Annotated in this window: 15 protein-coding genes; 7 read left to right on the forward strand and 8 right to left on the reverse strand. The window is 36.7% G+C overall.

Going from position 1 to position 15,914, the window contains the following annotated elements; translation table 11 throughout:
* Positions 1 to 45 precede the first annotated feature (45 nt).
* Positions 46 to 459, forward strand: coding sequence for a hypothetical protein (locus HHU12_RS08330; protein ID WP_169656279.1), 414 nt, complete (start codon positions 46 to 48; stop codon positions 457 to 459).
* Positions 460 to 608: 149 nt separating this feature from the next.
* On the opposite strand, the gene HHU12_RS08335 is transcribed toward HHU12_RS08330, so the two are convergent.
* Positions 609 to 893, reverse strand: coding sequence for a hypothetical protein (locus HHU12_RS08335; RefSeq protein ID WP_169656280.1), 285 nt, complete (start codon positions 891 to 893; stop codon positions 609 to 611).
* 234 nt (positions 894 to 1,127) lie between these two features.
* On the opposite strand from HHU12_RS08335, the gene HHU12_RS08340 reads away from it, so the two are divergent.
* Complete coding sequence (locus tag HHU12_RS08340) at positions 1,128 to 1,724, forward strand: SRPBCC family protein (protein ID WP_169656281.1); 597 nt, start codon at positions 1,128 to 1,130, stop codon at positions 1,722 to 1,724.
* A 109-nt stretch (positions 1,725 to 1,833) separates the two neighbouring features.
* Here the strand turns inward: HHU12_RS08340 and HHU12_RS08345 are convergent, their stop codons facing one another.
* The 7 genes from HHU12_RS08345 to HHU12_RS08375 form a co-directional block, all read right to left on the reverse strand.
* The gene (locus HHU12_RS08345; RefSeq protein WP_169656282.1) at positions 1,834 to 2,703 is read right to left on the reverse strand and encodes a 3'(2'),5'-bisphosphate nucleotidase CysQ family protein; all 870 of its coding nucleotides are present in this window, start codon (positions 2,701 to 2,703) and stop codon (positions 1,834 to 1,836) included.
* 1 nt (position 2,704) lies between these two features.
* The gene (locus HHU12_RS08350; RefSeq protein WP_169656283.1) at positions 2,705 to 3,673 is read right to left on the reverse strand and encodes an oxidoreductase family protein; all 969 of its coding nucleotides are present in this window, start codon (positions 3,671 to 3,673) and stop codon (positions 2,705 to 2,707) included.
* Between the two features lie 4 nt (positions 3,674 to 3,677).
* Positions 3,678 to 4,322 (reverse strand): YiiX/YebB-like N1pC/P60 family cysteine hydrolase, encoded by a 645-nt coding sequence (locus tag HHU12_RS08355; RefSeq protein ID WP_169656284.1) that lies wholly within the window; start codon positions 4,320 to 4,322, stop codon positions 3,678 to 3,680.
* A gap of 110 nt (positions 4,323 to 4,432) precedes the next feature.
* On the reverse strand, positions 4,433 to 4,741 hold the full coding sequence (locus HHU12_RS08360) for a hypothetical protein (protein WP_169656285.1): 309 nt from the start codon (positions 4,739 to 4,741) through the stop codon (positions 4,433 to 4,435).
* A gap of 64 nt (positions 4,742 to 4,805) precedes the next feature.
* A complete protein-coding gene (locus HHU12_RS08365; protein ID WP_169656286.1) occupies positions 4,806 to 5,114 on the reverse strand; it encodes a hypothetical protein in 309 nt (102 codons plus the stop codon).
* Between the two features lie 64 nt (positions 5,115 to 5,178).
* Positions 5,179 to 5,487, reverse strand: coding sequence for a hypothetical protein (locus HHU12_RS08370; RefSeq protein WP_169656287.1), 309 nt, complete (start codon positions 5,485 to 5,487; stop codon positions 5,179 to 5,181).
* 62 nt (positions 5,488 to 5,549) lie between these two features.
* On the reverse strand, positions 5,550 to 5,858 hold the full coding sequence (locus HHU12_RS08375) for a hypothetical protein (protein WP_169656288.1): 309 nt from the start codon (positions 5,856 to 5,858) through the stop codon (positions 5,550 to 5,552).
* Between the two features lie 963 nt (positions 5,859 to 6,821).
* Between HHU12_RS08375 and HHU12_RS08380 the strand changes: the two genes are divergently transcribed.
* The 5 genes from HHU12_RS08380 to HHU12_RS08400 all read left to right on the forward strand — a co-directional run bounded on the left by HHU12_RS08380 (position 6,822) and on the right by HHU12_RS08400 (position 15,912).
* Positions 6,822 to 8,852 (forward strand): glycoside hydrolase family 127 protein, encoded by a 2,031-nt coding sequence (locus tag HHU12_RS08380; RefSeq protein WP_169656289.1) that lies wholly within the window; start codon positions 6,822 to 6,824, stop codon positions 8,850 to 8,852.
* Between the two features lie 102 nt (positions 8,853 to 8,954).
* Positions 8,955 to 12,209 (forward strand): glycoside hydrolase family 2 TIM barrel-domain containing protein, encoded by a 3,255-nt coding sequence (locus HHU12_RS08385; RefSeq protein ID WP_169656290.1) that lies wholly within the window; start codon positions 8,955 to 8,957, stop codon positions 12,207 to 12,209.
* A 44-nt stretch (positions 12,210 to 12,253) separates the two neighbouring features.
* Complete coding sequence (locus HHU12_RS08390; protein WP_169656291.1) at positions 12,254 to 13,318, forward strand: L-rhamnose/proton symporter RhaT; 1,065 nt, start codon at positions 12,254 to 12,256, stop codon at positions 13,316 to 13,318.
* Between the two features lie 13 nt (positions 13,319 to 13,331).
* The gene (locus HHU12_RS08395) at positions 13,332 to 14,492 is read left to right on the forward strand and encodes a mandelate racemase/muconate lactonizing enzyme family protein (RefSeq protein ID WP_169656292.1); all 1,161 of its coding nucleotides are present in this window, start codon (positions 13,332 to 13,334) and stop codon (positions 14,490 to 14,492) included.
* Entirely contained in the window at positions 14,449 to 15,912 is a 1,464-nt protein-coding gene (locus HHU12_RS08400; protein ID WP_169656293.1) for an aldehyde dehydrogenase family protein, read from the forward strand. The genes HHU12_RS08395 and HHU12_RS08400 overlap by 44 nt, the downstream gene beginning before the upstream one ends.
* Positions 15,913 to 15,914 lie beyond the last annotated feature (2 nt).

Consider the following 15,914-nt stretch of genomic DNA (forward strand, 5'->3'; position numbering starts at 1 on the left):
AGCTGATGAGTTGCAGAACTTGTCAGCTTTTTTATTTTTAGGCCAATGAAGACAATTAAAATTTATAATATCCCTTCTTACATTGAAAAAATTATTCTAGGCTTCAGTTTTTTAGTGGTGGCACTAGGAAGCTTTTCAGATAATTTTGGGATTTCAGAACTTCTTGAGAATATTTTGATAATAGTAGGGTTTGGACTGCTGTTGCTGTATCAAAGCAGAGTATGGTGGTTTAAAGACTATGTAGAGTGGAATAAGAAACAGATTTACCTGAAACTGGGTACTGGGAAAGGAATTAAACTGAAGTTCTCTTATTTGCATTCATGTGTGTTACAGAAGGAGTTTCTTCTACTTAAATTGAAAAATGGAGAGACGATCTCCATAAGTATCAAAGAATACGATAGAAAGCAGGTACAGGAACTGCAGCTACTTTTGATGGAGAATATCATTGATAAATTATAAAGATGAAATCAGTGTAGATAAATTAATTCTGTAAAGGATAATATCATCCGCATTCAATACAAATATTCTCTTGTAACAAAAGAATAAACCCCTCAGATGTGATAGAAAATCATGTCTGAGGGGTTTGTTTTTCATTTTAAACATTGCGGTTAAGCATGTTGATGAGGTCTTTCATCTTTTCCCCAGTAATACCATAGTGCACCTGCAAATAGGCCTGCTATTCCAATGGTATGACTTAGTCTGAAACCATTTAGATTCATAGTATAGAAGAACCAAAATGTATCACTTAAGAGAGGAGTGAAGAAGGAAATGGCAGCTGCCAATAACCCTTTCAGCTTGTAGGCTTGATGCACAAAAAAGAGGTGGTAAGCCAATGCTAAAAAGGGAAATACACCAATGATGAAATTTAGAATATAATCTTTTATGCTTTTCATGACGTACAAATATTAGGTTTATTTAAATATGGTTAATGTTAAACTAAAAAGCAATTCATTTGTCTTAATAATTGGTAAACAGTTAGTTAGTGTTTTTTGGTTTTCTGTTGAATTCCATTGTTTTCAATGTTGGGCTATTTGACCAAGTGTTAGGGCTAAATTGCCAACTGTAATTTTCAGAATAAACAGATATTTGTATTAAGAAAAATAAATCATACTAAAAACATCGAAATCATGAAAAAGAAGTATCTATTATTCATCGCATTAATTATTGTAGTCACAGGTCTAACGTCATTTATTTTTACTAGAGAGCGAACGAATAAAATCACAATTAAACAATACATCCCAGCTAGAGTAGACAAAGTTTGGGCTGTTGTAGGTGAAGATTTTGGAGGGATTGCGAAAACGAACCCTAACATTGTAAGTTCATCATTGATCAATGGATTTGAAAGAGCGGGAGAAGGAGCAGAAAGAGTATGTAATTTCAATTATGAAGGAACATCTTATATCCATGAAAAGCAGGTGGACTTCAATCCAGATAATTATTCTTTTAAAGTGAAAGTATTTCATGTGCATGGTACTCCATTGAAGGAGGAAGAGTCTTTTGCAGAATACAAATTGATACCGAAAGACGCTAATACTTGCGAGCTGATTTTCTCTTTCCAGTATGAAACTACTCCTTTTTTCTTAGGCGATGTAATGAAGCCTTTTATGAAAGAAGATTTGAAGGATTATTTAGTGGGAATACAGCATTATGTGTTAACGGGTGAGGATGTGAATCATAAAAACATCGATCACTTAAAACAAAAGTATGATGTAAGCAGTTTATAAAGTCAAACATATAAAGATTGAACAGTAGTATTTATTCATTATCAAAACAAAAAACCAAAGATCATATCTTTGGTTTTTTTATGCGTTTAGAACATGTTTGAAACATCTTTTAATGATTTAAGATTTCATTCAGCAAAATAATATCATTCATGAGCGTAGGGTCATTGGTGTAGATGATTCCTTCTTCATTAAAATAAGGCTCGCTTTTATTGATATTCAATTGACAGCCTTTTATGTCTGAACCATATAGTTTCTGTCGGCCGAATAAAGCACTGGTAGCGGCAAAATCCCAAAGGCTTCCTCCTCCTTTTTCTTTTTTAGGCAACTTGAAATAAGCCGCTCTAGCTTTTGATTCAAGCACCCAAATAGCATTCATACAGGCACCGCCATGAGAAACTACAGTAGGTTTAGGGTAGTTGAGCTTCTTAAAATAGCCGTAAATCATATTAATATTTTCTCTTTTCATAAAGCCTCTGTCAAAAACCAGGAAGAGGTCATTTTCCTTTTCAGGAAGTTGAAAAAGCTTATTGTTTTTATAGAGTTTATTGTCATGAGTGTTATAGTACAGACTATCAGTTTGTGGATTGTAGATAATCCCCATTATACTTTTCCCATCTTTATTTACTAAGGCGATGGAAACAGAATATCCATCATTTTGTTCAATATACGGAAGCGTACCATCTAGTGGGTCAATGCACCAGAAAAAATCCTTGTTAAACCTGCTTTCATTGTCCTGACTTTCTTCAGTCAGCAATCCAAGGTCATACTTCAGAATAGTAGGCGTGAGTATTTCTAAAATTTTTTCCTGACTCAAAAAATCTACTTCAGTTACAACTTGTGTGGCATAACTTTTAAACGTTTCCTTTTTGTCTATGTTGAGAGATTTCTTATCAAAGGATTGTATGATTTTTCCTGCTTCTAATGCTGCCTCAATGCCCTTTTGCAGTAATAGGTTGTAAGTTTCTGTTGATAGTCCCATTTTATTGGAATTGTTGGATTACGGATTGGGATAATTTCTCGCTGTATGAGTTGATTTTCCAATGCCCAGGGCTCCACCCTTTTAGAAAGCGGTGAAAGTCTGTCCAAGCCATTTTAAACAGGCCTTTCCATTCAGTGATTACTTCCTTAGGATCGATCGAAGGGTGATAGAGTTGAATTCCTTCTTCAAGATATGAAAAGTAGGTATTTAGAAATTTTTCTTCATACTTTTCACACTCCTCTTCAGACATACAACTACCAATAAAGTAAATTACATCCTTCATTCCAATTCCACCGCCAATATATTGAAAATCAATGGCTGAAACCTTCTTTCCATCTGCGGAAAAGCAGAAATTAGCTAGTTTTGCATCTCCATGAACGAGGGTTTTATATTTTGCCTGATTGAGGGCATGATCAATTTTGGAGGCGGCTTTTTTCAGTGGAAGATCCTCCAAAGCTTTCAGTTCGTCAGGTCGGGTATCTAGGTGCCAATAGGTACCAATTTCCCAAAGCCCTTCAGTAGTATGATTGAGGAATTTTGCATGGAAAAATGCCAGCCATTTCAAACAAGCATCTATCTCCGTAAATCCCACTTGATGCAATCTTTCTGGAAAACCAATCTGATCTAAATCTTCCATGATGATCAAAACGTCACCATTGAATTCGTCAAAAGCCAAACACTCAGGAACGACCATATTTTCATCACATGCATTGCTGTAATGCTGGTACCAGTACGTTTCCACTTCGTATGATTTTACCTTTCTCAAGTGAGAGAGATTCGTATTCCATCCTCTAGGGTGATTCTTTTGAGAGGAAAGCTGTACATGTTTTACAATGATGCTTGAATACTCGCATCCTTCCACATTATATCTTTTTATGCTTCCATAACCACTCCAAAGCTGTTGGATCATCTCCACTTCTTCAATGTATGAAGCTCCAATCAGGTTTTGAATTTTCTCTAATAGCTCCATAGTTCTAAAGGTTTATTTCGTAAATGTCTAAGTAATCTGATTTAGAGACGCCTCCAGGGTTAAGCCCTGCCTCACCTTCTGGAATTTTGTAGTCCAATTCTTTAAAATAATCTACCCAAATAGGGAAAAACTCATTCGTATCCGGATCTTTATAAGTCATAGGGTATAATTTGAAAACCTCCTGATTGTTGTTGGCTTCTTTATACGTTTCATAGATCAGTTCAGAACAGTAATATTTATCGTTCTCAATATCAAAAACCTCATCATAAGATTTACCGAGGTATTGGAAAGCATTTTTTGAAGCTTTGGGAGCCAGGCCACTGAATGTTGGTTTCATTCTGCCTACCAAAGTACCTCCACTGCCTGTTTCTTTGCTGAAAAATGCATCAAAAGAAGTTTTCACTACCCCTTTTCCTACAGCCTCAATAATAAAAAGAGAATCACCTTCAGAGGCAACAATTGCACAATGAGAAAAATTCTTTCCGTCAACACCTGATGTGACCTTATTAATAGCTTCGCAGAAAGGGCCACAGTCTACATCCTGAAAAATGATATCGCCAGCTTTTAATTGTTGAATAGAAAGTTTTTCCTTTTTGGAGGAACAAGAAAAAGTTACCAATAAAATGATAACGGAGTATAGGTACTTCATGCTATTTGAATTATTCTTTTTTTTTTGCAAAAAGAATAAATTCATAGCTATATAACAAAAAAGCATCTACCTTTTCAGATAGATGCTACTTAATAAAAACTTATTAAGAATTATTTTTTCCACTTTTGATAAGGGTATACCGGATTCCCTCTTTCAAGTTTTTTACCTGCGTTCACTTTATTTGCCTCGCTCAAAGTGTTGACACCGGCTTTGTTTTGAATGTGGTAAGCGCCCTTACGCTTTTTAGCCTTCACCTGTACGTCAGAAGTCGTTTGAATACTTGCTGTAGTAGGTGCTTTAGCTCTCTTATAATTCTTACGAATTTGATTTTTATTTTTAATCGGGTTATCTGCAAAAGATGCTACAGAAAAGCTAGCGATCAATAATACAGTTCCGATAGTTCTTTTTGTTAATGACATAAGTATTATTGTTTAATGTGTGGTTGATATGTAATTGTTTATGGTTATATGTGTATGTGGTGTGTTATCTTGTCCATTTTTGGTAAGGGTATACAGCATTTCCTCTTTCAAGTTTTTTACCTGCTTCCACTTTATTCGCTTCCGCTAAAGTGTTCACACCCGCTTTATTTTGAATGTGGTAAGCACCCTTGCGTTTTTTCGCTGTCACTTTAACCTCCTCATTCGTTTGAATATTTGCAGTAGCTACCGTAGTAGTTTTATAATTCTTACGAAGTTGGTTTTTATCTTTAATTGGATTGTTACCCGCAAAAGTAGTAGCAGCAAAGCTTGTAACAAGTAATACAGTTCCGATGAATTTTTTAGTGATTGACATAAGTATTATAATGTTTAATGTGTGATTGATATGTTATTGTATGGTTATATATGTATGTGGTAAGTTATCTTGTCCATTTTTGGTAAGGGTATACCGCATTCCCTCTCTCAAGTTGTTTACCTGCTTCCACTTTGTTCGCTTCCGCTAAAGTATTCACACCTGCTTTATTTTGAATGTGATATGCACCTTTACGTTTTTTCGCTGTCACTTTAACATCCTCATTCGTTTGAATATTAGCAGTAGCTACCGTAGTAGTTTTATAATTCTTACGAAGTTGATTTTTATCTTTAATTGGATTGTTACCTGCAAAAGTAGTAGCAGCAAAACCAGTAACAAGTAATACAGTTCCGATGAGTTTTTTTGTAATTGTCATAAGTATTTTAATGTTTATTGTGTGATTGATATTTTATTGTATGGTATTATATATATGGTAAGTTATCTTGTCCATTTTTGGTAAGGGTATACCGCATTCCCTCTTTCAAGTTGTTTACCCGCTTCCACTTTATTTGCTTCTGCTAAAGTATTTACACCCGCTTTATTTTGAATGTGATAAGCACCCTTACGTTTTTTCGCTGTCACCTTAACATCCTCAGTTGTTTGAGTGCTAGAAGTAGCTACAGTCGAAGTTTTATAATTTTTTCGAATATTGTTTTTATCTTTAATTGGATTATTACCTGCAAAAGTTGTAACAGAAAAGCTTGCAATTAATAATACAGCACCGAAGATTTTTTTTGTTAATGACATAAGTATTATAATGTTTATTGTGTGATTGATATGTTATTGTTATGGTTATATATACTGTTAAAATCGGCTTTGGTTACCCTCTATTTCTTAATGATATTTAATATTTTTATTTAATTAAATTTAGTGATTTCTGAATCTATTTTCTGATGACGACGGTCAACAAGTGCAACGTGTTAGCGCTGTTTTTAGGGGTTTCAAGCACTTTTTGTCTGATTTTGTATCATTTTCATTTTAAGTTTTTTAACGATTTAATCTAAAAGAAAAACAATTTTATTAGCCGTTTTATTCCGGAAAAGCGTAAAAACAACGTTTTTTGTTCTGATTTTTTGTTTTTGGTGAGATAAATACAAGGATGAGATGAGGTTTTAAGAGTATTAAAAGTGATATATATCAGTAGTGATTTGTAAATATTTACTTTTGTTTGAATTGGAGTTAATAATTTTGATGTATAACTTATTGTTATGACGATTTGTTTCTTTTCCTTTCTATATATAGTAAGTTGAGTTAATGTGTAATCCCTGTTTTAAAAAAATCACTACTGATAAATAACTCGACTAGGATCTGTTCATAAGGTTCTAATCAGTGATTTTACTGTTAACTTTCTTTTTCTCCTGTCAGCAATTGTTCTTTCAGTCATTTTTACCCAAAACAACATTAAAACCTTGCTATTGATCTGCACTTAAATTAGATCTCCTATTATCAGCTATTTAGTTTGTTTTATTTTGGATTTAGAATGTTGCTTTAAGTATCGGACCACCCTAAATGTTGCTTTGTGTACGGATTGAAACATTATATTAATGGAAAACAACTCTGGAAGCTACCCCCTGCTATAATTTTGTGACTGTTGATTACAAAGAAGATTTTTTAAATGAACGAGCAAATTGCTTGAAAGTAAAAAACAATACCACTTCTAATTAAAGGTGAACGAAATGCTGTTCAGGCAACAGTAAAAATGAAATAGAAATGAAGAAGAAATTATTAGCAGTAGCATGTGCGGCTTTATTATCACAATGGTCCGTAGCACAAGACAAAGGAATTTTAGGTCAAGAAGATACGCCTAATGTAAAATTGAAAAGTATCAATATAGGAGATTGTAAATGGACAGAAGGTTTTTGGGCAACAAAATTTGACGTAGCCGAACATTCTATGGTGCCTTATATGGGTGAAGTATTGACAGGAGATGTGGGACATGCCTTGAATAACTTCAAGATTGCAGCAGGTATGAAAGAAGGGAAGCACAAGGGGATGCGATGGCATGATGGCGACTTCTATAAATGGATGGAAGCAGCAATGTATGTCTATGCTCAGAATGGAGATAAGAGTATACTGGAAGAGATTGATGGTTACGTTGAAATCATTGAAAAGGCACAAGAGGAAGACGGTTACTTACAAACTTTCGTACAGTTGACAGATGATGTGGACCGTTATGAAAACCGTAAGTATCATGAAATGTACAATTCGGGTCACTTATTGACTTCAGCTTGTATTCATCACCGTATTACTGGGCAACGTAATTTCTTAGATATTGCCATCAAACATGCGGACTTGTTATATACTATTTTCAGCCCTGAGACAAAACAATTTGGTCGTTTTGGTTTTAACCAAACGCAGATTATGGGCTTGGTAGAACTTTATAGAACTACTAAGGATAAGCGTTATCTGACATTAGCAGAAGTATTTATTAATAACAGAGGTAAATATAAGGTCGAAGATCATCCTACAACCCAAGGTTATCCGATTGGTGATATGGTGCAGGAGAGAACGCCTTTGAGAGAATCATCAGAAGCTGTAGGTCATGCGGTTTTGGCACTTTATTATTATGCAGGTGCAGCAGATGTTGCGGCTGAAACAGGTGAGAAGGCATTGGTAGATGCATTGGATCGTCTCTGGGAGAATGTTACGGAGCAAAAAATGTATGTAACAGGTGCAGTAGGTCAGGCTCACTATGGAGCGTCATCACATAGAGATAAGATTGAGGAAGGTTTTATTGGCGAGTACATGATGCCTAACATGACAGCGTACAATGAAACGTGTGCGAATGTTTGTAACTCTATGTTCTCATATAGAATGCTGGGTTTACATGGTGAATCAAAATATGCTGATGTGATGGAATTGGTGTTGTATAACTCTGCACTTTCAGGTATTTCTATTGAAGGAAAAGATTATTTCTATTCAAATCCTTTAAGAATGGTGCACGGTTCAAGAGATTATGCAAAACATAATACTGAAAGCCCTCATAGAATGCCGTATCTAGAGTGTTTCTGTTGTCCTCCAAACTTAGTGAGAACAATTGCAAAATCTTCAGCTTGGGCTTACAGTTTATCAAACAATGGAATCGCAGTGAACCTTTACGGAGGAAATCGTTTGGATACAAAATTAGAGGATGGTTCTGCTTTGGTTTTAAATCAAGTAACAAATTATCCTTGGGAAGGAGCTGTGAATATCACTGTGGAAAAATGTAAGAAAGATGCTTTTGATATTTTAGTAAGAATTCCTGATTGGGCTATTGGAACTACCGTGAAAGTGAATAATGAGGCGGTAAGCGAGAAGGTGACTGCAGGTCAGTTTACAACGATCAATAGAAAGTGGAAGAAAGGAGATATCATCTCTATTGATATGCCAATGAAGGCTACTTTAGTTGAAGGTCATCCAAGAATTGAGGAAGCAAGGAATCAAGTGGCGATTAAGAGAGGTCCAGTAGTGTACTGCATGGAAACGCCAGATATTCCAAAGGAAAACGGAATTTTAGATGTGTATGTTCAAGGTAACGCTCCACTAGTAGCGTCTTATGATAAAGATTTATTAGGGGGTGTGACTACAATCGAAACAACATTGCTGTTAAGAACGGATCAATCGGACAATAAAATGTACAACAAAGTTGACAAACCAATTTTCAAACCATACAAGACTAAATTGGTGCCTTACTTTGCATGGAGCAATAGAGGAGACGCCGAAATGACGGTCTTTATGCCTGTGGTGTGGAACGACTTATAAACAGGTAATAAATAGTATAGTGTGTAAAAACTGCCACATAAGTGGCAGTTTTTTAAACCCAACCGTTTGAGAACTAATTTTTGAAATGAATAGATAACTATTATGATGAGGCTAAAATATATTACTATCCCTTTACTACTCTTTTTGACTCAAAACCTCTTCGGTCAGACCAATGATTGGGAAAATGAGTTGATGTTCGAAGAAAATAAATTATCAGCAAGAGTACCTACTTACTCTTATTCTAGTACCGAACTTGCTTTGGAAGATGATAGAAACAAAAGCAGAGTACTTTTCTTGAATGGTCAGTGGAAATTCAACTTTGTAGAAAAGGAAGAAGATCGCCCATTAGACTTTTATCAAACTAATTTTAAAGCCAAAGACTGGGCTGAAATCCCGGTTCCTTCCAATTGGGAATTACAAGGTTACGGTCAGCCGATTTATACCAATATTGTTTACCCCTTTACGCCAAACATCGTAGAGCTTGCAAAAAAATCAATTAAGCAGTCTACGTACCTAGGTCCACAACCTCCCAAACCACCTTATATCTACAGAGACAACCCCGTGGGAAGTTATTTGAAAGAGTTTGAAGTGCCAGAAGCATGGGAAGATCAGTCTGTAATTCTACATTTCGGTGGAGTGTCCTCTGCATTTTACGTTTGGGTCAACGGAGAAAAAGTAGGCTATAGCCAAGGAAGTCGATTGGCGGCAGAGTTTGATATCACCCCATATTTAAAGGAAGGAAAAAACCGTTTAGCAGTACAAGTATTCAGATGGTCTGATGGAAGTTACCTTGAAGATCAAGATATGTGGCGTTTGAGTGGTATTCATAGAGAAGTGATGCTTTTAGCACAACCTAAAATCGCTTTGAATGATTTCTTTGTAAAGACAAAGTTTGATGCTCAAATGCAAGATGCTACACTTTCAATCCGTCCTAGAGTTTGGGTGAAGTCTATCACAGAAGAACTTAAAAAATGGACTGTAAAGGCACAACTTTATGATACCGAACAGCAACCTGTCCTAGCCGAAAAATTACAAATTTCAGTAGATGAAATCTACAACGAAAGATGGCCTCAACGTGATGTCAATAAGTTCGGGATGTTAGAAGCCAATGTTCATCTTCCTCACAAATGGTCAGCGGAGACGCCTTACCTTTATCAGTTGGTTTTTGAAATGACTAACCCTGAAGGTGAAATAGTGGAAGCAAGAACGCAGAAGATTGGTTTTAGAAAAGTGGAATTTGGTAAAGATAATGAGCTATTGATCAATGGAGAGGAAGTGAAAATTATGGGGGTGAATCGTCATGATCATCACCCTGTAAGAGGAAAAGCATTGACAAGGGAAGACATTAAAAAAGATGTAGAATTGGTGAAACAGTTCAACTTTAATGCAGTAAGAACATCACATTACCCAAATGATCCTTATTTCTATCAGCTTTGCAATGAATACGGTATTTATGTAATGGACGAAGCCAATGTAGAAGCACACGCTTTAGGTTCTTATATTCCTCAAAACCCAAGATGGCCTGCCGCTATTTTGAATAGAGTGATTCGAATGGTGGAAAGAGATAAAAATCACCCTTGTGTAATTTCTTGGTCGTTAGGAAATGAAGCAGGTACAGGACCAGCATTTGCGGCCGCTTCTGCTTGGGTGAAAGATTATGATCCATCAAGATTTATTCATTACGAAGGTGCACAGGGCGACCCTACGCACCCCAATTACAAGGAGGATAAAAAGGCTGTTAAGGCGATTAACAGAGCACCTTTTATGGCCAATCCAAGAGATCCATCCTATGTAGATGTCATTAGTAGAATGTACGCTCGTATTGATCAGATTGAAAACCTAGCCAATTCTCCTTATATCGATAGACCCATGATTCTTTGTGAATATGTACACGGTATGGGTAATTCATTAGGAACATTAGGTGATTATTGGGATGCAATCCGTTCTCATAAAAGCTTAATTGGCGGATTTATCTGGGACATGGTAGACCAGGGCTTAGTGAAGCACGATAAAGACGGCAATGAATTTTATGCTTATGGTGGTGACTTCGGTGATTTACCAAATGATACCAACTTCTGTATTAATGGTGTCTTTTCACCAGATAAAAAGCCAAACCCACATGCATGGGAAGCTAAATATGTATTCCAGCCCGTTGTCTTTGAAAAAGCATCTTCACTGCAATCCATCCATGTGATCAACCGATTTGACTTCACAAACCTTAATCAATATGAAATCAGATGGGAGTTACAAGAAGAAGGAAAGAGTATTCAGTCAGGAAAATTCTTGAATATAGATCTTGCTCCAAAACAAAGTAAAACTATTGATGTACCATTCGATGCTAATAAAATCAAACCCAATAAAGAGTATTGGTTGAGGGTGACACTTCATGAAAAACAAGATAGAAAATGGTGTGCGAAAGGCTATGAGGTGGCTCATGAACATCTTCAGATTCAAGATGCAAAAGTGTATCAGCACACCTCAAAAGGAAAGTCTGCATTAGAAGTACAAAAGTCTTCGGATGAAATCATATTCTCTGGTAAGAATTTCACCATCAAATTTGATGCAGTGGAAGGGCACTTAAAGGCTTATAACAAGGATGGAAATGATGTGCTTGTAACACCGCTTAAACCAAATTTCTGGCGTCCATTAACGGATAATGATTCTAGGTTTAGAAAATTTCAGCATAAGATGAAAATCTGGAAGGAAGCCTCTACTAATATGAAGACGGAGGAAGTGAGCGTTTTAGAGTTGAATCAGAATACACAGCAAGTAGTCGTACATCAGAAGCATACTGATAAAATCAGTTTAACTACAACTTATACCGTTTTCAATGATGGAAATATGACTGTGAAGCTGGAATTAGATGCGGATGAAAAACTGCCTGAACTTCCAAAGTTTGGTGTGACAATGGGTATTACTGGACAGTTCAAAAACACAGCTTATTTTGGAAATGGACCTTGGGAAAGTTATGAAGACAGAAAACGAGCTGTAAAAGTAGGCTTGTATAAGCAACCCACTGACGATCTCTTTTACAATTATGTGATGCCTCAGGAAAACGGTAATCATACAGACGTGAGATGGGTGAAAATGTCTGCTCAAAAAGGGAAGAGTAATTTAATGGTCAGAGGACTTTTCAACTTTTCAGTGTGGCCTTATACCATCAGCAATATTGACGAAGCAAAACATCCTTTTGACTTAAAGAAACAAGATTACTACACTTTGAACATAGATTTGTTTCAAGCGGGAGTGGGAGGAATGCAAGCGAAACCCCTTGCTTATCAGAAGCATCCGTCAGGGAAATACACTTTGAAATTTACTTTGGGAAGTAATTTAAACACAGATCGGTTAAGCCAATAACCGTATCACAACAAACATTTTTTAGAAAGCAAAATAACATTGAAATGAATTTACTAGCAATTGTACTTATACTTTGTGCCAGCTTTTTTCAAGGCACATTCGGTTTAGGCATGAAACATATTTCACCATTGAAATGGGAAAATTGGTGGATCCTTCATGCTACAGTAGCCATGATTATTTTTCCGATGGCATGGTCAGTGATCGCTATTCCTGATACATTCAACATCATCATGGAGACGAGCAATGACGTTTTATTAATTGCCATGTTCTTCGGATTCCTTTGGGGAATTGGAGGTATTTTATTCGGTATGAGTGTGGAATATACAGGCATCAGTATCACCTATGGTATTGTGATGGGTTTAGCCGCTTCTATGGGTTCTCTGATCCCGTTAGTACAGATGGAAACATTGCCTGATAATTACACAATTGTGTTGGCGGGAGTAGCGCTTTTGTTAGTAGGAGTAGCCATTACTGCCTATGCAGGTGTACAAAGAGATAAGTTATCAAATGCTGTAGTTCAAGAAACAGAAGAGGAGTTGTATGAGGAAGAAGGTGATGTACTAGTTGCTCCAGATACAGCAGTGACTCAAGTGAAAAAATCGATTAAAGTTGGAGTGTTAATAGCAGTGGCATGTGGCGTATTATCAGCCTTATTGAATGTAGGTTTTTCGAACGCTTCACCCATTGTTGATATCGCCATAAATAAATACAATGCCAATGCTACAGATGCAAGTTTAGTAGCATGGGTGGTCGTGTTAGTAGGGGCCTATATTATGAATGCAGGCTATGCAATTTATCAGTTGATCAAAAATAATTCTTGGTCAGGGTTTAAAGTAAAAGGAAGTCAGAAAGCCTATATGTGGTCTATTCTAGCTGGTCTATTCTGGTTTGCGGCATTAGGTGTATACGGTCAAGGTGCCGCTTTAATGGGGGAACTAGGAGCAGTAATCGGCTGGCCAATGATGCTAGGTATTTCATTGATCATCAGTAACGTTTGGGGTTATAGAATGGGAGAATGGGATGGAGCACAAAAGCCATTCAAACAGCTATTAGGGGGATTGGCAGTATTGATTTTTGCTACCTGTGTTTTAGGATACTCCAACATGTAAAAAAGAAATCAAAATGAAGATAGTAGATATTATACCTTATGTAATCGCACAGGATTTAGAGAAGCCATTTTACTTCTCTCAGTGGGACTACAAAGCAAGAAAAATTTGTCTTGTAAAGATCATTTTAGAAGACGGAACTTATGGATGGGGTGAGGGTTATGGGCCTGCAGATATGATTGAAACAGGTATCAATTTCCTCAAGCCATTTGTGATAGGTGAGAATGTGCTGGAGAATGAAAAGATCTGGCAGAACATGTATTTGAGAACACTGGATTTTGGTAGAAGTGGTATTTTCAACGCGGCAATCAGTGCCATTGATGTAGGGATTTGGGATTGTAAAGGAAAGGTTTTGAACCAGCCCGTTTCTGTGTTGTTGGGAGGAGTGAAAAATGAAATAATACATCCGTATGCCACAGGTTTCTATTTCACAGATTCACCCACTTTGGATGAAGATTTAAGAAAGGAAGCACAGTTCTATAAAAAGGAAGGTTTCAAAGCTGCAAAGATGAAAGTGGGTTTGGGCTTGGAAAAAGACCTGCATTATGTCCACTTATTAAAAGAAGAATTAGGAGATGACGTTCGCTTAATGATCGATTCCAATCATGCTTACAACTATAGAGAGGCGTTGGAATTATGTCAGAAACTTGAGCATTTAAATATTGGTTGGTTTGAAGAGCCAGTTCACCCTGAAGATTATAATGGGTACGCTAAGTTGAGAGAGAACACTTCTATTCCTATTGCGGGTGGAGAGTGTGAATACTTGAAACATGGATTTAAAAGGTTGTTTGATGCAGATGCTGTAGACATTGCTCAGCCAGACTTGTGTGCAACTGGTGGACTGACAGAAATGAAGCGTATTGCGACATTAGCCTCAAGCTATCATAAAGACATTGTACCTCACTCATGGGGAACATGGATTGCCATCAGTGCGGCCGTTCATTTTGTATCCAATTTAGATCAAAACCCTGGAAGAATGTTTAGAAACGCTCCAATGATTGAATTGGATCGTACAGAAAACCCATTACGTGATGATGTAGTGTCACATGCCATCAAAGTGGAAAACGGAGAAATCAAAGTACCTCAGCTTCCAGGTTTAGGAATAGATGTTAACCAAAATTATTTAGAAAAATATGCAATCAACAATAGAAGAGAAACAGCTGCAGTTTGGTCATAAAAAACTTTATATAAATGGAAGATTGGTAAACGGACAATCCAATGAAGTTTCTTCATTAGTTTGTCCAGCCAATAACCAACCCGTGGCCACGTTGGCACAAGCCACTTTTGAAGATACTCAATTTGCTCTGCAAACAGCGCAAGAAGGTTTCCAATATTGGTCTCGTCTTTCTGTTGATGAGCGTGTGGAGTGGATGTTGAAACTCAGACAACAATTAGAAAAAAACGCTGATTTATTAAGAGAAGCGGTTTGTCATGAGATGGGTAAAACTTGGGCGGCTTCTGAAGAAGATATCAATAGTATCTTGGATGCCTTGGAGTTTTATGCAGAGGAGATTAAAGTAAAAGAAGGGTTTGAAATAAAGGACCGTCAAGGCACACATACACACCAAATGATCTATCAGCCATTGGGTGTAGTGACTGCATTTTTAGCTTGGAATTTCCCTTTACTGAACCTTGGATTCAAGTTAGGTCCGGCTTTGGCAGCAGGGTGTTCTATCATCATTAAGGCTTCAGAATCATCAGCAATTTCAGCTTCTATTATTGCAGAATTAGCCCATGAAATAGATTTTCCTAAAGGTGTGATCACAGTACTGCATGGCAATAGAAAAAACGTAGGTGTTCCTTTGTGTGAAAGTACAATTCCTCAGTTGATCACAATGATCGGATCTACATTTACAGCTCAAAAATTAATTGAACAATCTGTTAAAACATCTATCAAAAGATACTCTATGGAATGTGGTGGAAATGCACCATTTATAGTGTTTGAAGATGGAAATATGCAAGATGCATTGGATATCACAACGGCGATTAAGTTTGGTGGAAATGCAGGGCAGGTATGTGTGGCACCTAACCGTTTTTATATCCAAAGTGATGTTTACAAAAGCTTTAAGACACAATTAGTTGAAAGAGCAAACCAGACAAGAGTAGGCTATTATAAGGAAGAAGAGGTGGATATGGGACCTTTGGCCAATAAGGCACAAGTGGAATCTGTTCAGCACTTTGTAGACGAATGTGTTAAGGAAGGTGGAAAAGTATTGGCAGGTGGAACAACCCTGGATAAAGCAGGTTGTTACTTTGCTCCAACTGTAATAGAAATGACAGACAGAAGTGCATCCATTTTACAGCATGAAGTTTTTGGTCCAGTGTGTGTGATCATGGAGTTTGAGGAGAAGGAAGAGGTACTTGCTTTAGCCAATGATTCAACAGCAGGCTTGGCTTCTTATATCTTCTCTGAAAATGAAGCTGTTTTAGATGAATTTGCTCGAAGATTAGAATTTGGTGAGGTACAGCAAAACGGTGTGAAGTACGATATCAATCTTCCTCACTTAGGTGTAAAAAACAGTGGTATCAGTATGGATTGTTCAAAATATGCCTTGGATGATTATTTGATATTAAAACGTATTTCTAAAAAGATCTAAAA

Origin of the sequence: Flammeovirga aprica JL-4, assembly GCF_012844305.1 — a bacterium.
Classification (GTDB): domain Bacteria; phylum Bacteroidota; class Bacteroidia; order Cytophagales; family Flammeovirgaceae; genus Flammeovirga; species Flammeovirga aprica.

Coding starts and splice junctions, on each gene's coding strand:
- HHU12_RS08330 (WP_169656279.1), top strand. CDS start 46: ATGAAGACAATTAAAATTTATAATATCCCTTCTTACATTGAAAAAATT.
- HHU12_RS08390 (WP_169656291.1), top strand. CDS start 12,254: ATGAATTTACTAGCAATTGTACTTATACTTTGTGCCAGCTTTTTTCAA.
- HHU12_RS08360 (WP_169656285.1), bottom strand. CDS start 4,741: ATGTCATTAACAAAAAGAACTATCGGAACTGTATTATTGATCGCTAGC.
- HHU12_RS08345 (WP_169656282.1), bottom strand. CDS start 2,703: ATGGGACTATCAACAGAAACTTACAACCTATTACTGCAAAAGGGCATT.
- HHU12_RS08395 (WP_169656292.1), top strand. CDS start 13,332: ATGAAGATAGTAGATATTATACCTTATGTAATCGCACAGGATTTAGAG.
- HHU12_RS08380 (WP_169656289.1), top strand. CDS start 6,822: ATGAAGAAGAAATTATTAGCAGTAGCATGTGCGGCTTTATTATCACAA.
- HHU12_RS08400 (WP_169656293.1), top strand. CDS start 14,449: ATGCAATCAACAATAGAAGAGAAACAGCTGCAGTTTGGTCATAAAAAA.
- HHU12_RS08350 (WP_169656283.1), bottom strand. CDS start 3,673: ATGGAGCTATTAGAGAAAATTCAAAACCTGATTGGAGCTTCATACATT.
- HHU12_RS08340 (WP_169656281.1), top strand. CDS start 1,128: ATGAAAAAGAAGTATCTATTATTCATCGCATTAATTATTGTAGTCACA.
- HHU12_RS08375 (WP_169656288.1), bottom strand. CDS start 5,858: ATGTCATTAACAAAAAAAATCTTCGGTGCTGTATTATTAATTGCAAGC.
- HHU12_RS08370 (WP_169656287.1), bottom strand. CDS start 5,487: ATGACAATTACAAAAAAACTCATCGGAACTGTATTACTTGTTACTGGT.
- HHU12_RS08385 (WP_169656290.1), top strand. CDS start 8,955: ATGATGAGGCTAAAATATATTACTATCCCTTTACTACTCTTTTTGACT.
- HHU12_RS08365 (WP_169656286.1), bottom strand. CDS start 5,114: ATGTCAATCACTAAAAAATTCATCGGAACTGTATTACTTGTTACAAGC.
- HHU12_RS08355 (WP_169656284.1), bottom strand. CDS start 4,322: ATGAAGTACCTATACTCCGTTATCATTTTATTGGTAACTTTTTCTTGT.
- HHU12_RS08335 (WP_169656280.1), bottom strand. CDS start 893: ATGAAAAGCATAAAAGATTATATTCTAAATTTCATCATTGGTGTATTT.